This is a genomic window from Pedobacter zeaxanthinifaciens, from assembly GCF_003313335.1.
GTDB lineage: Bacteria > Bacteroidota > Bacteroidia > Sphingobacteriales > Sphingobacteriaceae > Pedobacter > Pedobacter zeaxanthinifaciens.
On record NZ_QMHP01000003.1, the window covers coordinates 256,042 to 271,349 of the forward strand.

Sequence of the window (15,308 nt, forward strand, 5' to 3'; positions counted from 1 at the left end):
AGAGAGGTAACTAATTGCGCTGATTATTTCCAAAGAAGTTAAGTTTAAATACGAAATAAGAGCCTAAGATAGCAGGAATTATAATATTGAGCAGCCAAATACTTGCAATACATGCCACCACAGCGGTGTTTTGAGTGGTGATATGTTTAAAAAAGAATAATGCTGTTAAACTTCTAACTCCCCAATCTAATAAATCCAACGAAGGCAACATTGATTGTACAAAGAGCAGAATGGGTACAAACATCAAAATATCCATTACATGTAAACTTGGGATAAGCCAAAGAAACATAATGAGGTATTGAGTTGTGAATACGGCATATCTAGCTAAGCAATATAATAAAATAGATGCTAACTCCCTTTGGCTGTACCTTGCTAAAACAGCGTAAAATTTATGGTATTTACGCGTAAATTTAATGGAAAGCAAAAGGTTGTTTAACCACTTGATATTGAAATAAAATATGATAAAAAAAGCGATAGATGCTACCGCTATTATACACAGCGCTATAAAAAATGGCAATGATATCTCTACAAACCTGTAAACAAAAATACACGTTGTAATAGCGCCAAAAACGTTAGTAAGCACTAATTGCCCAATGTTGCCCACCGCCATTGCCACTACGCCCACAATTCTTCTTTTAGGCGAAAGAAAAAAAACACGCCCTCCAAATTCACCGATTCTATTAGGCGTAAACACCGCCCACGTTAACCCACAAAAAACCGACTCGATGGACTTCCACAAGCTAATTTTTTCAACGTTTTCTATTAAGCTCTTCCATTTTACAGCTTCTAAACCCCAGTTAAGCAACATCAGCACGAAAGCAATACTTAGCACTAAGAAAATTTCTGTGCCTGGAATATCATGAATTAGATTAACAAAATCTCGAAGATCATCATGCTTAGTAACCTTTCTATAAACGAACCAAAATGCAAAAGCAACTACGGCAATTTTTATAAAACTAGTAAGTATCTTTTTAAAACTTGGAGTCACAGCTCTGCTTTTGGTGTGTGCAAATATGGTTAATCTAGTTGAGTTAGGCATAAAAAAGGGTGGGTAAATTTACTTTAACAACAATTGCGTAAATAAGTTCTATTTTTGTGTTATGCTGGCTGAAAAAAAGGAACGTGTAATATTAGGAGTTGACCCCGGAACGGCAATTATGGGCTACGGTGTAATTTTGGAAAAGGGCAATAAGATGGAATTGCTAAGCATGGGCGTGGTGCGAATGGACCATTTGGATGATCACTTCCTGAAGCTACAACGCATTTTTGAGAAAACCATTGGACTAATTGACAGCTACAAACCAGATGCTTTAGCAATTGAAGCTCCATTTTATGGCAAAAACATTCAAGTGATGCTGAAGTTAGGCAGGGCGCAAGGTATTGCTATGGCAGCAGCTTTATCACGCAATATTCCAGTAACAGAGTACGCACCCCGAAAAATAAAGCAGTCGATTACCGGAAAGGGAACTGCAAGCAAAGAACAGGTAGCTGCCATGTTGCAGCGCTTACTGAACTTTAACGAAACCCCTGAGTTTTTGGATGCTACAGATGGTTTAGCAGTGGCAGTTTGCCATTCGTTCCAAAAAATTCCAACTAGTGGCGGCAAAAGCAAAACCTACTCGGGCTGGGAGGCCTTTGTGAGTGATAATAAAAAAAGGGTGAAGTGAATTAGTTTCGCCTAATTTTTAGGTAAAGCTTTCTTCGGAAAAACCAACGATGCAATAATACTTAAAGCCAAAATAGCTACAATTACAATAAGTGAATGCTCCGTTGTAAAGCCCCAAGCTTTGAGATAGGTATGTCCCAACATTTTTGCGCCAATAAACGTTAGCAGTACGGCCAATCCAGTTTTTAAGTAGTGGAATTTATGGATGATATTCACCAACAAAAAGAACATGGAGCGTAATCCCATGATGGCGAAAATATTCGAAAAGAATACAATATACGCATCTTTAGTTACCGCAAAAATAGCCGGAATAGAGTCTACAGCAAAAATCAGATCGGTAAACTCAACGATCAGCAACACCAAGAACAATGGCGTAATGTATCGTTTACCATGAATTTTATGAAAGAAGTTTTTGCCTTCGTATTTGGGATGGATTTTAAAAAACCTCGAGGCAAACTTAACTACCGGATGATTTTCAGGATCAATTTTATCGTCCTCCTCTTTTGAAAAGAACATCTTAACTCCGGTAAAAACCAAAAAAGCTCCAAATAGATAAAGGATCCAATCGAAACGAGTAATTAAAGCAGCGCCTACAAAAATGAAGATAAATCGCATGATGATGGCACCCAAAATGCCCCAAAACAATACCCTGTGATAGTACTTTTCAGGAACAGAGAAGGCTGAGAATATCAGTACAATTACAAAAATATTATCTACAGAAAGTGCATATTCAACCACATACCCGGTTAAAAATTCGATACCTAAGTTTTGGCGGTAAAGCTGCAGACTGGCCTCGAAGTTTCCTGGAATAACGCTGATTGGATGCTTATGTGCTGTAATTACCTCCTGCAAACGGGCCATGCTATCAATGCCATGCAGATAATCGCCTTTTAAAATCAACAGCAAATAAAAGCTGAGGGCAAAAACTACCATAATGAAACTCATGATACCCGCTTGCTTTAAGCTTACCACGTGTTCCCTTTTGCTAAAAAGCCCTAAATCTAAGGCTAGGATAAATACAATGAAAAGTAGAAATCCGCCAATGAATAATAATTCGTGCGACATTATTTTTTACGTTCTGTAGTGTACCTTACCAATTGTTGCAAGCCTGTTTTTGCATCTCCATCAGGAAAAGATGCTAAAATATCAAAGGCTTTATTTTGGTACTCGAGCATTTTTTGATTGGCATAATGCACTCCTTCGTTGGCATTTACAAAATCAATAATCTCTTGTATTTTTTTAGGCTCATCATTATGGTTTTTCACCAAATTAATGATTCTTTTACGCTCACTTTTTTCTACTCGGTTAAGTGCATAAATCAACGGCAAGGTTACCTTTTTCTCCTTGATATCAATTCCCAGTGGTTTACCCACATCGTCGGTACCAAAATCAAAAGTATCATCCTTAATTTGAAAAGCAATTCCAACTAGTTCCCCAAACAAGCGCATTTTTTCAATATCTTCATCAGAAGCACCTGATGAAGCCGCTCCACAAGCACAACAAGAGGCAATTAAAGAGGCTGTTTTTTGACGAATTACATTGAAATATAACTCCTCACTAATATCCATTCTTCGCACTTTTTCTACCTGCAGCAACTCGCCTTCGCTCATTTGTTGTACCGCTTCAGACACAATCTTCAACAATTGAAATTCGTTGTTGTTTACCGAAAGTAGTAATCCTTTAGAAAGGAGGTAATCACCTACTAAAACCGCAATTTTATTTTTCCATAGCGCATTGATAGAGAAGAAACCTCGTCGCTCGTAGGCATTATCAACCACGTCATCGTGCACCAAAGTGGCGGTGTGTAAAAGCTCAACCAAAGCAGCCCCACGGTGTGTTGACTCCACAATACCTCCGCAGAGTTTTGCCGCGAAAAATACGAACATCGGTCGCATTTGCTTGCCCTTACGCTTCACAATGTAGTGTGTAATTCGGTTCAGCAAAGGCGCACTGCTTTGCATCGATTCTTTAAATTTTACTTCAAAGGCATCAATTTCTGCGGCAATAGGTTGCTTTATTCGATCTATTTGAGACATTGGCAAAAATGTGTTTGCAAACTTAGTTGAATTTCTATTAAAAGCGTATTTTTAATTCAACTATTCACATTAAGCTGAGATACTTTGAAACATTGTTGACCGGCCAATTAAACTTAAGCCAATGAAAACCGCTTTAAAAACGATTTTAATCATCGTTGTTATTTTAGGACTGGTTTATGCAGTAGGTCCTCGCCCATCTGCACCTAAGTATGAAACATCACTGCCTAAAGTTCCAAGCATTGATTCTTTAACTACTTATGTAAAGCAACAAGAAAGTAAACATCATATCAAGCTGGCCAACCAAGCAGAGATAGTTTGGGCGGATAGCTCACATCGGCAAACCGAATATGCGATAGTATACCTCCATGGATTTTCAGCTTCCAAGGAGGAAGGAAATCCGGTGCATTTAAACTTCGCTAAAAACATACATGCTAATTTGTTTTTAAGCAGGCTGGCAGACCATGGCATTGACACCGTTGCACCTATGCAGTACCTCACCGCCGACCGACTTTGGGAAAGCGCAAAAGAAGCATTGTCAATAGGCAAAAGACTTGGCAAAAAAGTGATTTTAGTAGGCACTTCTACCGGTGGAACACTAGCATTGCAACTGGCCGCAGCTTACCCGGAAGTTAACAGTTTGATCCTGCTATCGCCTAATGTTGCCATTAACGACAGCAAGGCTTGGTTATTGAATAACCCTTGGGGCCTACAAATTGCCCGTTTGGTAACTGGTGGAGATGAACGATTTTTAACTGGAAAAAGTCCCATCTATAAAAAATATTGGTACAACCATTACCGTTTAGAATCTGTAGTGCAGTTACAGGAATTGCTTGAAAGTAGCATGAACAAAGCTACATTTGAACGTGTAAAACAGCCTGTTTTATTGCTTTACTACTATAAAAATGAACAACAGCAGGACCCTGTAGTAAAAGTATCGGCTATGCTGAAAATGTTTGACGAGCTAGGAACTCCCACTAATGAGAAGCTAAAAATAGCACTACCTCATACTGGAAATCATGTATTAGGTTCGTACATTACTTCTAAAGATGTTAATGGGGTTGAAAAAGCCGTCAACCAATTTGCATCAAAATACATATTAGCAAATTAATGAAGAAAAAAGTACAGTTAGTTTTAGGTAGCGGCGGCGCAAGGGGTTTAGCTCATATTGGTGTAATTGAACAACTAGAAAACGATGGCTATGAAATTTGCGAGGTAGTTGGTTGTTCAATGGGAGCCGTAGTTGGCGGGCTATACTGTGCCGGGTTTCTAAACGAATATAAACATTGGCTATCTACCTTAACTCGTGGTAACGTTTTTAGCTTAGTTGATTTTACGTTCAACAGTAGAGGCTTTGTACGTGGAGAAAAAATTTGGACATTGATAGCCAAAATTACCGGCGACCAACAAATTGAGAAGCTAAAAATTCCCTTTACCGCAGTAGCTACGGATATGATGCAAATGGAAGAAGTGCATTACACCAGCGGAGATTTATTTGCAGCTCTGCGTTCAACCATTTCTATACCGGGTGTTTTTACTCCGGTAATTGAAAAAAACAGCGTTTTGGTAGACGGTGGCGTACTTAATCCTTTACCCATTAACGTTGTCAAAAAACGGAAAGATGCGATTGTAGTTGCAGTAAATATTAATGGCAAAAACACGCACCATGTGAGCGAAGAAATCAAAGAAAAGAATCAAAGTTGGTTACAGCGCTATTGGAAAAACAACGCTAAAAACGACACGCCCAAGATCTCCTTTTTTGATTTGATGAACACATCTTACGATTTTACCCAAGATAGATTAGCACAACTTACCGTTGAACATTACCAGCCTGATTTGGTAGTGGAAATTCCTAGAAATGCCTGCGGAACATTTGATTTTCATAAATCCGCTCAACTAATTGAGTTAGGAAAACAAGCTTACAATAAAGCCAAAACAAGCTAAAGGCAAAGGGCAAATTAATGTACCTTTGCGCCAAGTTTAATTTAGTTTTTTTATGATGGAATGGAAAACCCTGCTTTCGGCAAAACGTTGGGGCCACGAAGACAAACCAATTCGCGACAATGATGACGCCCGATCGCAGTTTCAAATAGATTACGACAGGCTCATTTTTTCTTCGCCCTTTAGAAGGTTGCAGAATAAAACTCAAGTATTTCCATTGCCTGGAAGCGTATTTGTACATAACCGACTAACACATAGCTTGGAAGTTGCCAGCGTAGGCAGATCCTTAGGAAGGATTTTCTATAATCAAATTAAAAAAGATAATCCCAATATTGACAATGAGGTGCCTTTAATGAGCGAAGTTGGCAACATTGTGGCCGCCGCAGCTTTGGCGCATGATTTGGGCAACCCCGCATTTGGACACTCGGGCGAAGCAGCCATATCAAGGTATTTTACTAATGGTGAGGGTAAATTTTACCTCGATCAGTTGGCGGATCATCAGAAAAAAGATTTTACCAATTTTGAAGGTAATGCCAATGCTATCCGTATCCTCACTCATCCGTTTGAAGGAAAAGGAAATGGCGCTTACGCACTTACTTATGCTACTTTGGCTGCTATTGGCAAATATCCTTGCGAATCATCTATTGGTGGGGATAAATCAAAACTACACCGCAAGAAATATGGTTTTTTTCAATCGGAGAAAGAAATTTTCAGAAAAATTGCTGATGAACTGGGTATGCTGCAAGATAACGACAATCCACTGGGATATTTTCGCCACCCTTTAACTTATTTAGTAGAGGCCGCCGATGATATTTGTTATGGCATTATCGACTTGGAAGATGCGCATCGTTTGCAAATTTTAAGTTTTGATGAAGTGAAAAACTTATTACTGCCTTTGTGCAATAGTGATAAGTTGGAAACCCGTTTGAATGATGATTTGGAAGACGATGACGCTAAAGTAAGTTTGTTACGAGCAAAAGCAATTAGCACTTTAATTTACGAGTGCTCCACTATTTTTTATACTTCTCAACCGGAAATATTAAGTGGTAAATTCAACAAGAGTTTAACAGATGCACTTCCCGCACATTACGCCAAAGCTTGGAAAAAAATCGAGGAAATTTCCGTGGAGAAGATTTACAATTTCCAATCGGTAATTGCCAAGGAAGTTTCAGGTTATAAAGTGATGGCTGGTTTGTTGGAAGAGTTTGTGCCTGCACTGGTCAACAATGATACCCACTATTATAAAAAATTAGTAAAACTGATTCCAAAGCAATTCCATACTGAAAAAACAGACCTATACTCAAAGGTGCAAAGTGTTTTGGATTTTGTATCAGGCATGACCGATTTGTATGCGGTGGAGTTGTATGGTAAAATCAAAGGAATTTCTTTCCCTTCAGTGACTTAGCACACTCATCAATAAAACGTCATTGCGAGGCACGAAGTAATCTTACAACTATAGTTATCTCGGCATTTTGCTTTAAGATTGCTTCGTACCTCGCAAGGACGAGCAGTATAAAAAATGGTCGGTACTTTATCAGCACCGACCATTTTTTACTTTTACTTTTTACTTATCTACCTTGACCCATGCCGCCGCCCATACCGCCGCCTTGTTGTTGGTCTTGTTTAATATCGTCGTTTTTGATTTTCTTTTTCTCAGTAAACTTCAACTTACCAAACTTATAGCTAAAGTTTAAGCCAATTTGACGTAGCGGGTAATAGATGTTTTGCGTTTGCATAGTTCCTCCAGACATGGTTACTGTTTTGATATGCAAATCTCTATTGAATGGATTTAAAAGGTTTAACCCAATAGTACCTTGTTTCTTGAAGATGTCTTTTTTAACCGCACCACCGTAGAAAAACATAGGATCTGTTTTGCTTTGATAAGTGTAGCGAGGAGAATTTACTACGCCAAACAACTCTAAGTTCCATCCACCTTTAAATGAGGTAGCAGAGCGCATAAAGAAGTTGTAATTGATGTAAGTACCCTCGTTCATACCTTGTATATCTTGTCTGCTTCTAATTTCATAAGTGTTTAAGCCAATGTTACTCATTAAAGTCCACTTTGGCGTTGGGTTATATGAACCAAACAAATTGGCGCCAAAGCTAGAAGTGTTACCCACGTTATCAAATGTGGTTAAGGTTTTACCTGATACATCTGGCTGTATAATGTTTTCAATCACATTTCTTGTATTTCTGTAGAAAACAGATGCGTTAATCATTGAACCTTTAATGAAAGTTGAATAACCTAACTCCACATTGTGACTTAACTCAGGATTAAGGTTTGGATTACCTTGAAATACACTGAACTGATTGGCCTCGTTACGGAACGGGTTGAGGTAAGCCAAGCTTGGACGTTGTACACGTTTGTTATAAGCTAACTTAATGGTGGTTTGTCCGCCAATAGTTTGCGAAAGCACCGCACTAGGGAACAAGTTAAAGTAATCATTTTTAACTGGCTTTCCCGCTGCATCTTGGAAATCTATAGCAGTATATTCTCCCCTCACACCACCTTTGAATTTAATCTTTTTAGTTAAATCGAAAGCGATGGTTGAATAAGCAGCACCTACGTTTTGGTCATAATCAAAGTTTTGAGCAGAGTTTTGACTAAACTCACTTTGAATATTTCTTAAGATACCTTTTCCACCTACCTCAAAAGTTACCGATTTTGAGAATGGATATACATAATCAGTTTGGAAAGTATACTCTCTATTTCTACCGATGTTATTACTAGCCGTGTAGTTAACTGGCACACCTGTTCCAGTACGGAAATCGTTGGTAAAATCATTATTGTTTCTACCTTGCGTTAACTGTCCAGCTACCGAAAATTCTTCGCCTTGCTTTTTGCTTGTACGTCTGTAATCCAAATTCCAGTCTAAATTACTGTTACTCATATCGGTAGCACTTGCAATATTTCCACTTGCGCTTCCGTTGGTAGTAATTAATGATGTACCTGGACCACCATTATAAAATCTATTATATTTTGCGTTAGTACTAATGTTATTGTAAGCGTTAAAATCGTAATCTAACCCCAAACTTCCGTTAAACATTTCGCGTTTCCATGCAGATGTACCATCTTGTAACACGTTTGATGAAGGAATAGTAACACTTCCTTCTTGACGTTGAGGTAGCTGGTTAAAGAATACCACCCTCGAATCTTGCGGATAAGCATACATTCCTCCTAAAGCAGTATTTGCACTAAAGCGTCCAGATTTTGCAGTTAAGTTAAAGTTACCAGTATTTTGACGAGTACCAGCTGATGCGTTTACCGAGCCGCTTACTCCCTCAGCATTACTTTTTTTAGTAATGATGTTGATGATACCACCCGAACCCTCTGCTTCGTATTTAGCAGATGGATTGGTAATTACTTCTACACTTTTGATTTGATCAGCTGGAATCATTTTCAAAGCATCAGCTACGCTATTTGCCATGGTACCTGATGGTTTACCATTGATCAAAACCCTAACCGCACTTCCACGTAATTGTACGTTACCATTAATATCTACAGAAAGCATTGGCACCTTACGCATAACGTCCGTTGCATCGCTACCTGCATTGGTAGCATCAGCTTCAGCGTTATAAACCATACGGTCTATTTTGTTTTCCACGATATTTTTTTTACCCTCAATAGTTACTTGGTTTAAGGTATTAGATGTTCCAGCTAAATACACGTTACCAATGTTGTTATCAGGTTTTTCGGGAGTGGTTTTAACCATTACATTTTTGGAAGTGTAACCGATAAAGCCCACCACCAGCTTATATTCTCCTGGTGCAATGTTTTGGATCGATACTTTACCTTTAGTATCTGTTAAAGCTCCATTTACGGTTTTGGAAGTTTTAGCGTTCACCAAAGAAACCGTTGCATATTCTACCGGTTGTTTGGTTAGCGAATCTAAAATGGTAGCTGATATACGCCCTGTCACTTTTGACGCTGCATTGCCCCCGCCTCCCATCATTGGGAATTGAGCCTTCGCATTAATCATCATCAGTAAAGCGGCACAAATTAGTAGTAGTTTTTTCATCAGAGTTAATAATTTCTTTGTGTTGTTTGTACGTATTAGTCTACCAAAGGTATATTTTGTTACAAGGCAACTAAAGCATTTTTTTACAACCAGTAGAAATGCTTCGGTGAATGGTATTTTTTGAGCGGCGAATGGATTGCTGCCGAAATGAAAAATCCCAAACTAGCCTTAAACTCATTTGGGATTTTCAACTTGAGACTTACGAAGTTTTCGAAACTTCGTAAGTCTTGCTTGTTGTGATTAAACCACAATATTTACAATCTTTCCTTTTACGAAGATGATTTTTTTAGGTGCAGCTCCATTTAAAAACCCTTGAACTTGCTCGTTAGCCAACACCGCTTCTTCCGCCTCTTTGGCCTCTAAAGTTAAGCTAAGGTTCAAGTTCATTTTCATTTTACCATTAATGGATATTGGATAAGCAAACTCATCTTCCACCAAATAATTAGGGTTAAATATTGGATATTGCGCTGTAGACAAATCTTTATTACCTAACAACGACCATAACTCCTCACAAATATGTGGTGCATACGGTGCCAATACCACTACCAAATCCTGCAAAATTGCTCGCTTGTTGCATTTCAAGTCCGTTAATTCGTTAACAGCAATCATAAAGCTAGATACTGAAGTATTAAAAGAGAAACGTTCAATATCGTCCTGTACTTTTTTGATGATTTTATGCAATGATTTCAGCTCTGCTTTGGTTGGTTCTGCATCGCTTACGGTAAATTCCCAAGCCTCATTGTGGAACAAACGCCAAAACTTACGCAAGAATTTGAATACACCTTCGATACCGTTGGTGTTCCAAGGTTTACTTTGCTCTAACGGACCTAAGAACATCTCGTACATGCGCAAAGTATCTGCGCCGTATTGTGCAATTAATACATCCGGGTTAACCACGTTGAATTTCGATTTTGACATCTTTTCAACTTCTACACCGCAAATATAAGCCCCCTCCTGGCCTCCCCCTGTTGGGGAGGAAGTGGTTCCGTCTTCGAAAATAAAGACAGCATCACTGTATTCAGGTCTCGAAGCCCGGAATTTCTGGACATTTAGCCTATCATTTTCTACAATGTTGACATCAACATGCAAAGAACCAGCTTGAACTAGCTGATTATTTTCAGCTAAAAACTCTAAAGACGAATATTTGAAAGGAATGTCCCATTTATTTAAAAGATTTTGCTGTTCTTGCAAATTAGCGGCCTTATCCCATTGCTCATACAGCCCTTTTGAAACAAATCTTGTCTGCACAATCTTCCCATCTTCGATACAATTTAACCTATAAACAAAGTTACTTCTACCCTGTATCATCCCTTGGTTAATCAATTTTTTAAAAGGCTCTTCTTCTTGTACAAAACCTAAATCTTTCAAAAACTTGTTCCAAAAACGACTGTACAATAAGTGACCAGTAGCATGTTCAGAACCACCGATATACAAATCCACATCTTTCCAGTAATCTACAGCATCTTTTGATGCAAATGCCCCATTATTTTGCGCATCCATGTAGCGGTACCAGTACCAGCTGCTACCTGCCCAACCTGGCATGGTAGAAAGTTCGTACTCATATTTACCTTCATATTTCCAGCCTTCGGCCCTGCCCAATGGTGGCTCACCAGTTTCAGTTGGCAAATATTTATCGATTTCTGGCAGCAACAATGGCAACTCCTCCTCTTTTAACAAGTAAGGCAATCCATCTTTAAAGTATACTGGAATTGGCTCGCCCCAATAACGCTGGCGACCAAAAATAGCATCACGCTGGCGATAGTTAATTTTAGCTTTACCCACACCTTGCTCTTCCAACCATTGGTTTAAGAAAGCGACCGCCTCTTTGTATTCCATCCCGTTGATGAAACCCGAGTTGATATATTTGCCTTCCTTGGTAGGATCAGCTTGTTGGTCGATATCCTTTTGACTATCTAAAATTTGGATGATTGGCAAGCCAAAGTGAGTTGCAAATAACCAATCACGTTGATCGCCACTTGGTACGCCCATTACGGCACCCGTACCATAACCAGCCAACACATAATCAGCAATCCATAATTGTACACGCTCACCACTTACCGGATTAACCACATAAGTACCGGTGAAAGCTCCAGAAACAGTTTTAGCATCCGCCATGCGGTCTAATTCCGATTTCTTTTTAGTTTGAGCAATGTAAGCTTCTACCTCTTCTTTTTGTGCTGGAGTTGTCAATTCAGCTACCCATTCGTGCTCTGGCGCTAATACCAAATAAGAAACACCAAAAATAGTATCCACACGAGTGGTGAAAACTTCTATATAGTTTTCAGTTCTCAGTTTCGAGTTTTCAGTTCCGTCAATTGCCAACTGAGAATTGTCAATTGCAAACTTAACAGAGGCACCAACACTCTTGCCAATCCAATTGCGTTGCATTTCTTTCATCGGCTCCGGCCAATCGATGGTATCTAAACCTTGCAACAAACGCTCGGCGTAAGCAGTAATTCGCATACTCCACTGCATCATTTTCTTTTGCTCTACAGGGAAACCGCCACGCTCTGAGAAGCCATCTTTTACCTCATCGTTAGCTAGCACGGTACCCAATGCTGGACACCAATTTACAGTGCTTTCCTTTAAATAAGTTAAGCGATACTTCAACAGTTCTTCCTGCTTTTCCTCTTCAGTAAAAGTTGCCCAATCGGTAGGTAAGAAAGTTTTGGTATCTTCATCACAAGCAGCCTTCACATCGGCGCTGCCAGCTTCATTAAATTTATGAATTAGGGTGGATATCGGCTCTGCCTTGTCGGTTTCCAAATTGTACCATGAGTTGAACAACTGCATGAAAATCCACTGTGTCCATTTGTAATAAGCAGGATCGCTGGTACGCACTTCGCGACTCCAATCAAAAGAAAAACCAATTTGATCGAGCTGTCTGCGGTAAGTATTGATATTGGTTTCGGTAGTTACTGCTGGGTGCTGACCAGTTTGAATAGCGTATTGCTCAGCCGGCAAACCAAACGAATCGTAACCCATTGGGTGCAATACATTAAAACCTTTTAAACGTTTATATCTTGCAAAAATATCAGAAGCGATATAGCCCAGTGGGTGTCCAACGTGTAAACCCGCACCCGATGGGTAAGGAAACATGTCTAACACATAATATTTTGGTTTGTCTGAATTTGCCTGAGCTTTAAACGACTGGTTGTCTGCCCAATATTTTTGCCACTTTTGCTCTATCTCTCTAAATTGATAATCCATTGATATGCTGTTTGTAAATAGAGTGCAAAGGTAAGGAAATTTACGATTGTAGAATTATTGAATTTTGAATGAATGAATGATGGGATGAGTGAATGATGGAATGAGTAAATGAGTAAATGAGTAAGTGAGTAAATGATAGAATGAATAAGCCGTGATGTTTCGTACTTCCAGTCTTCCTGACTTTCTAACTTTCTAACTTCCGTACTTTCTGACTCCCCGACTTCCTGACTTTCAGACTTTCAGACTCCCCGACTTTCTGACTTCCCGACTTTCCGACTTTCCGACTTCCCGACTTCCCACCTTCCAAACCGTTAAAGAATGTTAAACTATATGCAAATTAGCTCGTGTTTTTACAACTTTACTGGATAGCAAGCATAAAACAATTGAGCAATTAAACCCTCATTAATTTAAGTTTTAGGTTATCTTTCCTTATTTTCGCAGAAACAATTAACTCGTATGGAAGAATTTGAAGTAAGTCAGGCGGCAAAAAAAACCAAAACAGTATATGTTTCTACTATTTTCAGTATTGCTTTGGTGCTATTGATGCTAGGTATGTTGGGTTTGATATTAGTACATGCTAAAAATCTATCCAATTATGTGAAAGAGAACATTGTACTTAACATTATTGTGGATGAAGGCGCTAAAGAAACTGAAGTACTTGCTTTCAAAAAGAGTTTAGATAATAATGTTGCCGTAAAGCAAACGCAATATGTAAACAAAGAAGTTGCACAGCATAACCTTACTAAAGATTTAGGAGAGGACTTTGTAAACTTTTTAGGTTACAACCCTTTACTTTCCACCATTGATGTTTATATGAAGGCAGATTATGCCAACAACCAAAACATTGATGCACTGAAGAAAAACATCGAAAAAAATCCAATTGTTAAAGAAGTAGTTTATCAAAGTTCATTGATAGACATGGTAAACAAAAACATCAATACCATCAGCTTAATTGTTTTAGGTTTTGCTGCCATTTTATTGATAATAGCCATTGCTTTAATTAACAACACCATACGCCTAGCTATTTTTTCGCAGCGCTTTTTGATCAAAAGCATGCAGTTAGTAGGTGCTACAAAAAACTTTATTCGCAAGCCATTTATTTTAGTGGCTGCGCTACATGGCATTATTGCTTCTTTTATTGCAATCATCATCCTTTTAGGCCTACTTTATTATGCACAAAAGGAATTACCTGAAATTGTGATTTTAAGAAACTTTAGCGAGTTTGGACTGGTGTTTATCAGCCTTGTAGCTATTGGGATTTTTATCACGGCAATTAGCACATGGTTTGCCGTAAGCAAATATTTACGTTTGAAAATTTACGACTTATATAGATAATGGTAGATCAAAAAAATAAAACTGCAACGCAGGATCAAAAAAACGAACTGGTTTTTACCAAAAAAAACTATCAGCTGCTATTGATTAGCATAGGTATCGTTGTACTTGGCTTCATTTTAATGATGGGCGCTGATGGCGATATTTATGACACTAGAAGAACCCTAATTGCTCCAGTGGTAGTACTTGCGGGGTTTAGTTTTGGTGTTTACGCCGTATTGAAGAAATAAAAACGTCATTAGGCGAATTCGACAGATTAACTTAGTCAACAATCGCAGAATCTACAATCGTAATTAGATAATGAACTATCTACAAGCACTTATCCTTGCCATTATTGAAGGATTAACTGAGTTTCTTCCTGTATCATCAACCGGGCATATGGTTATTGCCAGCTCCATCATGGGTATAGCTCAAGATGATTTCGTGAAGCTATTTACCATCGCTATCCAGTTAGGTGCTATTTTAGCCGTAGTGGTAATTTATTGGAAAAAGTTCATCAACTTAAATAGTTTTGCTTTTTATGTGAAGTTGGCCATTGCTGTAATTCCGGCATTGTTTTTTGGTTATTTATTAAATGATTTCATTGATAGCAAATTAGGTAGTCCTATTTTTATTGCTGTAGTTTTGTTGCTTGGAGGTATCATTTTATTATTTATTGATAAGGTATTTAAAAACCCAAGTATTGAAGAGGAAAGCAAAATAACCAATGCAACCGCATTTAAAATTGGCTTATACCAAGTGTTAGCGGTATGTTTTCCAGGCTTAAGCAGAAGTGCCGCAACCATTATTGGCGGGATGCAACAAAAGCTAACTAAAAGTGCTGCAGCCGAGTTTTCATTCTTTTTGGCTGTGCCAACTATGGTAGCAGCAACCGGCTATAAACTGCTTAAAGGTTACAAATTGCTCAATGCGGAAAACATTAAAATTTTACTATTCGGAAATGTAATTGCTTTCGTGGTAGCCATTATTGCTATCAAATCTTTCATCAGTTTCTTAACTAAGCATGGATTTCGCGTGTTTGGATGGTACCGTATTATAGTAGCGTTATTAATATTAGGGCTGTACTTTGCTGGTGTAGAGCTTACAATTTTGTAATCATTCCTGCCC

The 15,308-nt window shown here is 38.5% G+C and carries 12 protein-coding genes; 7 read left to right on the forward strand and 5 right to left on the reverse strand.

The genetic code is table 11. The annotated features are described in order from the left end of the window. Positions 1-10: 10 nt before the first annotated feature. A complete protein-coding gene (locus tag DUT68_RS06110) occupies positions 11-988 on the reverse strand; it encodes a hypothetical protein (RefSeq protein ID WP_113637044.1) in 978 nt (325 codons plus the stop codon). 112 nt (positions 989-1,100) lie between these two features. Here DUT68_RS06110 and ruvC point away from each other — a divergent pair, with 112 nt between their 5' ends. Further along, on the forward strand, positions 1,101-1,667 hold the full coding sequence (gene ruvC / locus DUT68_RS06115; protein ID WP_113636685.1) for a crossover junction endodeoxyribonuclease RuvC: 567 nt from the start codon (positions 1,101-1,103) through the stop codon (positions 1,665-1,667). A gap of 11 nt (positions 1,668-1,678) precedes the next feature. On the opposite strand, the gene DUT68_RS06120 is transcribed toward ruvC, so the two are convergent. Next, positions 1,679-2,731 carry a TerC family protein gene (locus DUT68_RS06120; protein ID WP_113636686.1) on the reverse strand — a complete coding sequence of 351 codons (1,053 nt, stop codon included), beginning with the start codon at positions 2,729-2,731 and terminating at the stop codon, positions 1,679-1,681. Further along, positions 2,731-3,702 carry a polyprenyl synthetase family protein gene (locus tag DUT68_RS06125; protein WP_113636688.1) on the reverse strand — a complete coding sequence of 324 codons (972 nt, stop codon included), beginning with the start codon at positions 3,700-3,702 and terminating at the stop codon, positions 2,731-2,733. The genes DUT68_RS06120 and DUT68_RS06125 overlap by 1 nt, the downstream gene beginning before the upstream one ends. Positions 3,703-3,823: 121 nt before the next feature. Here DUT68_RS06125 and DUT68_RS06130 point away from each other — a divergent pair, with 121 nt between their 5' ends. The 3 genes from DUT68_RS06130 to DUT68_RS06140 are packed head-to-tail and all read left to right on the forward strand — an operon-like array spanning position 3,824 to position 7,045. Next, positions 3,824-4,810 (forward strand): alpha/beta hydrolase, encoded by a 987-nt coding sequence (locus DUT68_RS06130; protein WP_113636690.1) that lies wholly within the window; start codon positions 3,824-3,826, stop codon positions 4,808-4,810. Next, positions 4,810-5,643, forward strand: a complete 834-nt coding sequence (locus DUT68_RS06135) for a patatin-like phospholipase family protein (protein WP_113636692.1) — start codon at positions 4,810-4,812, stop codon at positions 5,641-5,643. The genes DUT68_RS06130 and DUT68_RS06135 overlap by 1 nt, the downstream gene beginning before the upstream one ends. 55 nt (positions 5,644-5,698) lie before the next feature. Further along, positions 5,699-7,045 (forward strand): deoxyguanosinetriphosphate triphosphohydrolase, encoded by a 1,347-nt coding sequence (locus DUT68_RS06140; RefSeq protein ID WP_198659542.1) that lies wholly within the window; start codon positions 5,699-5,701, stop codon positions 7,043-7,045. 163 nt (positions 7,046-7,208) lie between these two features. Here the strand turns inward: DUT68_RS06140 and DUT68_RS06145 are convergent, their stop codons facing one another. Further along, positions 7,209-9,659: a TonB-dependent receptor gene (locus DUT68_RS06145; protein WP_113636697.1), complete on the reverse strand. Its 2,451-nt coding sequence runs from the start codon at positions 9,657-9,659 to the stop codon at positions 7,209-7,211. Between the two features lie 240 nt (positions 9,660-9,899). Next, positions 9,900-12,869 (reverse strand): leucine--tRNA ligase, encoded by a 2,970-nt coding sequence (locus DUT68_RS06150; RefSeq protein WP_113636700.1) that lies wholly within the window; start codon positions 12,867-12,869, stop codon positions 9,900-9,902. 456 nt (positions 12,870-13,325) lie between these two features. Between DUT68_RS06150 and DUT68_RS06155 the strand changes: the two genes are divergently transcribed. The 3 genes from DUT68_RS06155 to DUT68_RS06165 all read left to right on the forward strand — a co-directional run bounded on the left by DUT68_RS06155 (position 13,326) and on the right by DUT68_RS06165 (position 15,296). Next, a complete protein-coding gene (locus DUT68_RS06155; RefSeq protein ID WP_113636702.1) occupies positions 13,326-14,204 on the forward strand; it encodes a cell division protein FtsX in 879 nt (292 codons plus the stop codon). Then, positions 14,204-14,431 carry a DUF3098 domain-containing protein gene (locus DUT68_RS06160; protein WP_113636704.1) on the forward strand — a complete coding sequence of 76 codons (228 nt, stop codon included), beginning with the start codon at positions 14,204-14,206 and terminating at the stop codon, positions 14,429-14,431. The genes DUT68_RS06155 and DUT68_RS06160 overlap by 1 nt, the downstream gene beginning before the upstream one ends. A 70-nt stretch (positions 14,432-14,501) precedes the next feature. Continuing rightward, positions 14,502-15,296 carry an undecaprenyl-diphosphate phosphatase gene (locus DUT68_RS06165; protein ID WP_113636706.1) on the forward strand — a complete coding sequence of 265 codons (795 nt, stop codon included), beginning with the start codon at positions 14,502-14,504 and terminating at the stop codon, positions 15,294-15,296. The last annotated feature ends 12 nt before the right edge of the window (positions 15,297-15,308 follow it).

Bases quoted from the DNA above. Each gene is read 5' to 3' on its own strand.
- ruvC (WP_113636685.1), top strand. From the start codon at position 1,101: ATGCTGGCTGAAAAAAAGGAACGTGTAATATTAGGAGTTGACCCCGGA.
- DUT68_RS06120 (WP_113636686.1), bottom strand. From the start codon at position 2,731: ATGTCGCACGAATTATTATTCATTGGCGGATTTCTACTTTTCATTGTA.
- DUT68_RS06125 (WP_113636688.1), bottom strand. From the start codon at position 3,702: ATGTCTCAAATAGATCGAATAAAGCAACCTATTGCCGCAGAAATTGAT.
- DUT68_RS06130 (WP_113636690.1), top strand. From the start codon at position 3,824: ATGAAAACCGCTTTAAAAACGATTTTAATCATCGTTGTTATTTTAGGA.
- DUT68_RS06135 (WP_113636692.1), top strand. From the start codon at position 4,810: ATGAAGAAAAAAGTACAGTTAGTTTTAGGTAGCGGCGGCGCAAGGGGT.
- DUT68_RS06140 (WP_198659542.1), top strand. From the start codon at position 5,699: ATGGAATGGAAAACCCTGCTTTCGGCAAAACGTTGGGGCCACGAAGAC.
- DUT68_RS06145 (WP_113636697.1), bottom strand. From the start codon at position 9,659: ATGAAAAAACTACTACTAATTTGTGCCGCTTTACTGATGATGATTAAT.
- DUT68_RS06150 (WP_113636700.1), bottom strand. From the start codon at position 12,869: ATGGATTATCAATTTAGAGAGATAGAGCAAAAGTGGCAAAAATATTGG.
- DUT68_RS06155 (WP_113636702.1), top strand. From the start codon at position 13,326: ATGGAAGAATTTGAAGTAAGTCAGGCGGCAAAAAAAACCAAAACAGTA.
- DUT68_RS06160 (WP_113636704.1), top strand. From the start codon at position 14,204: ATGGTAGATCAAAAAAATAAAACTGCAACGCAGGATCAAAAAAACGAA.
- DUT68_RS06165 (WP_113636706.1), top strand. From the start codon at position 14,502: ATGAACTATCTACAAGCACTTATCCTTGCCATTATTGAAGGATTAACT.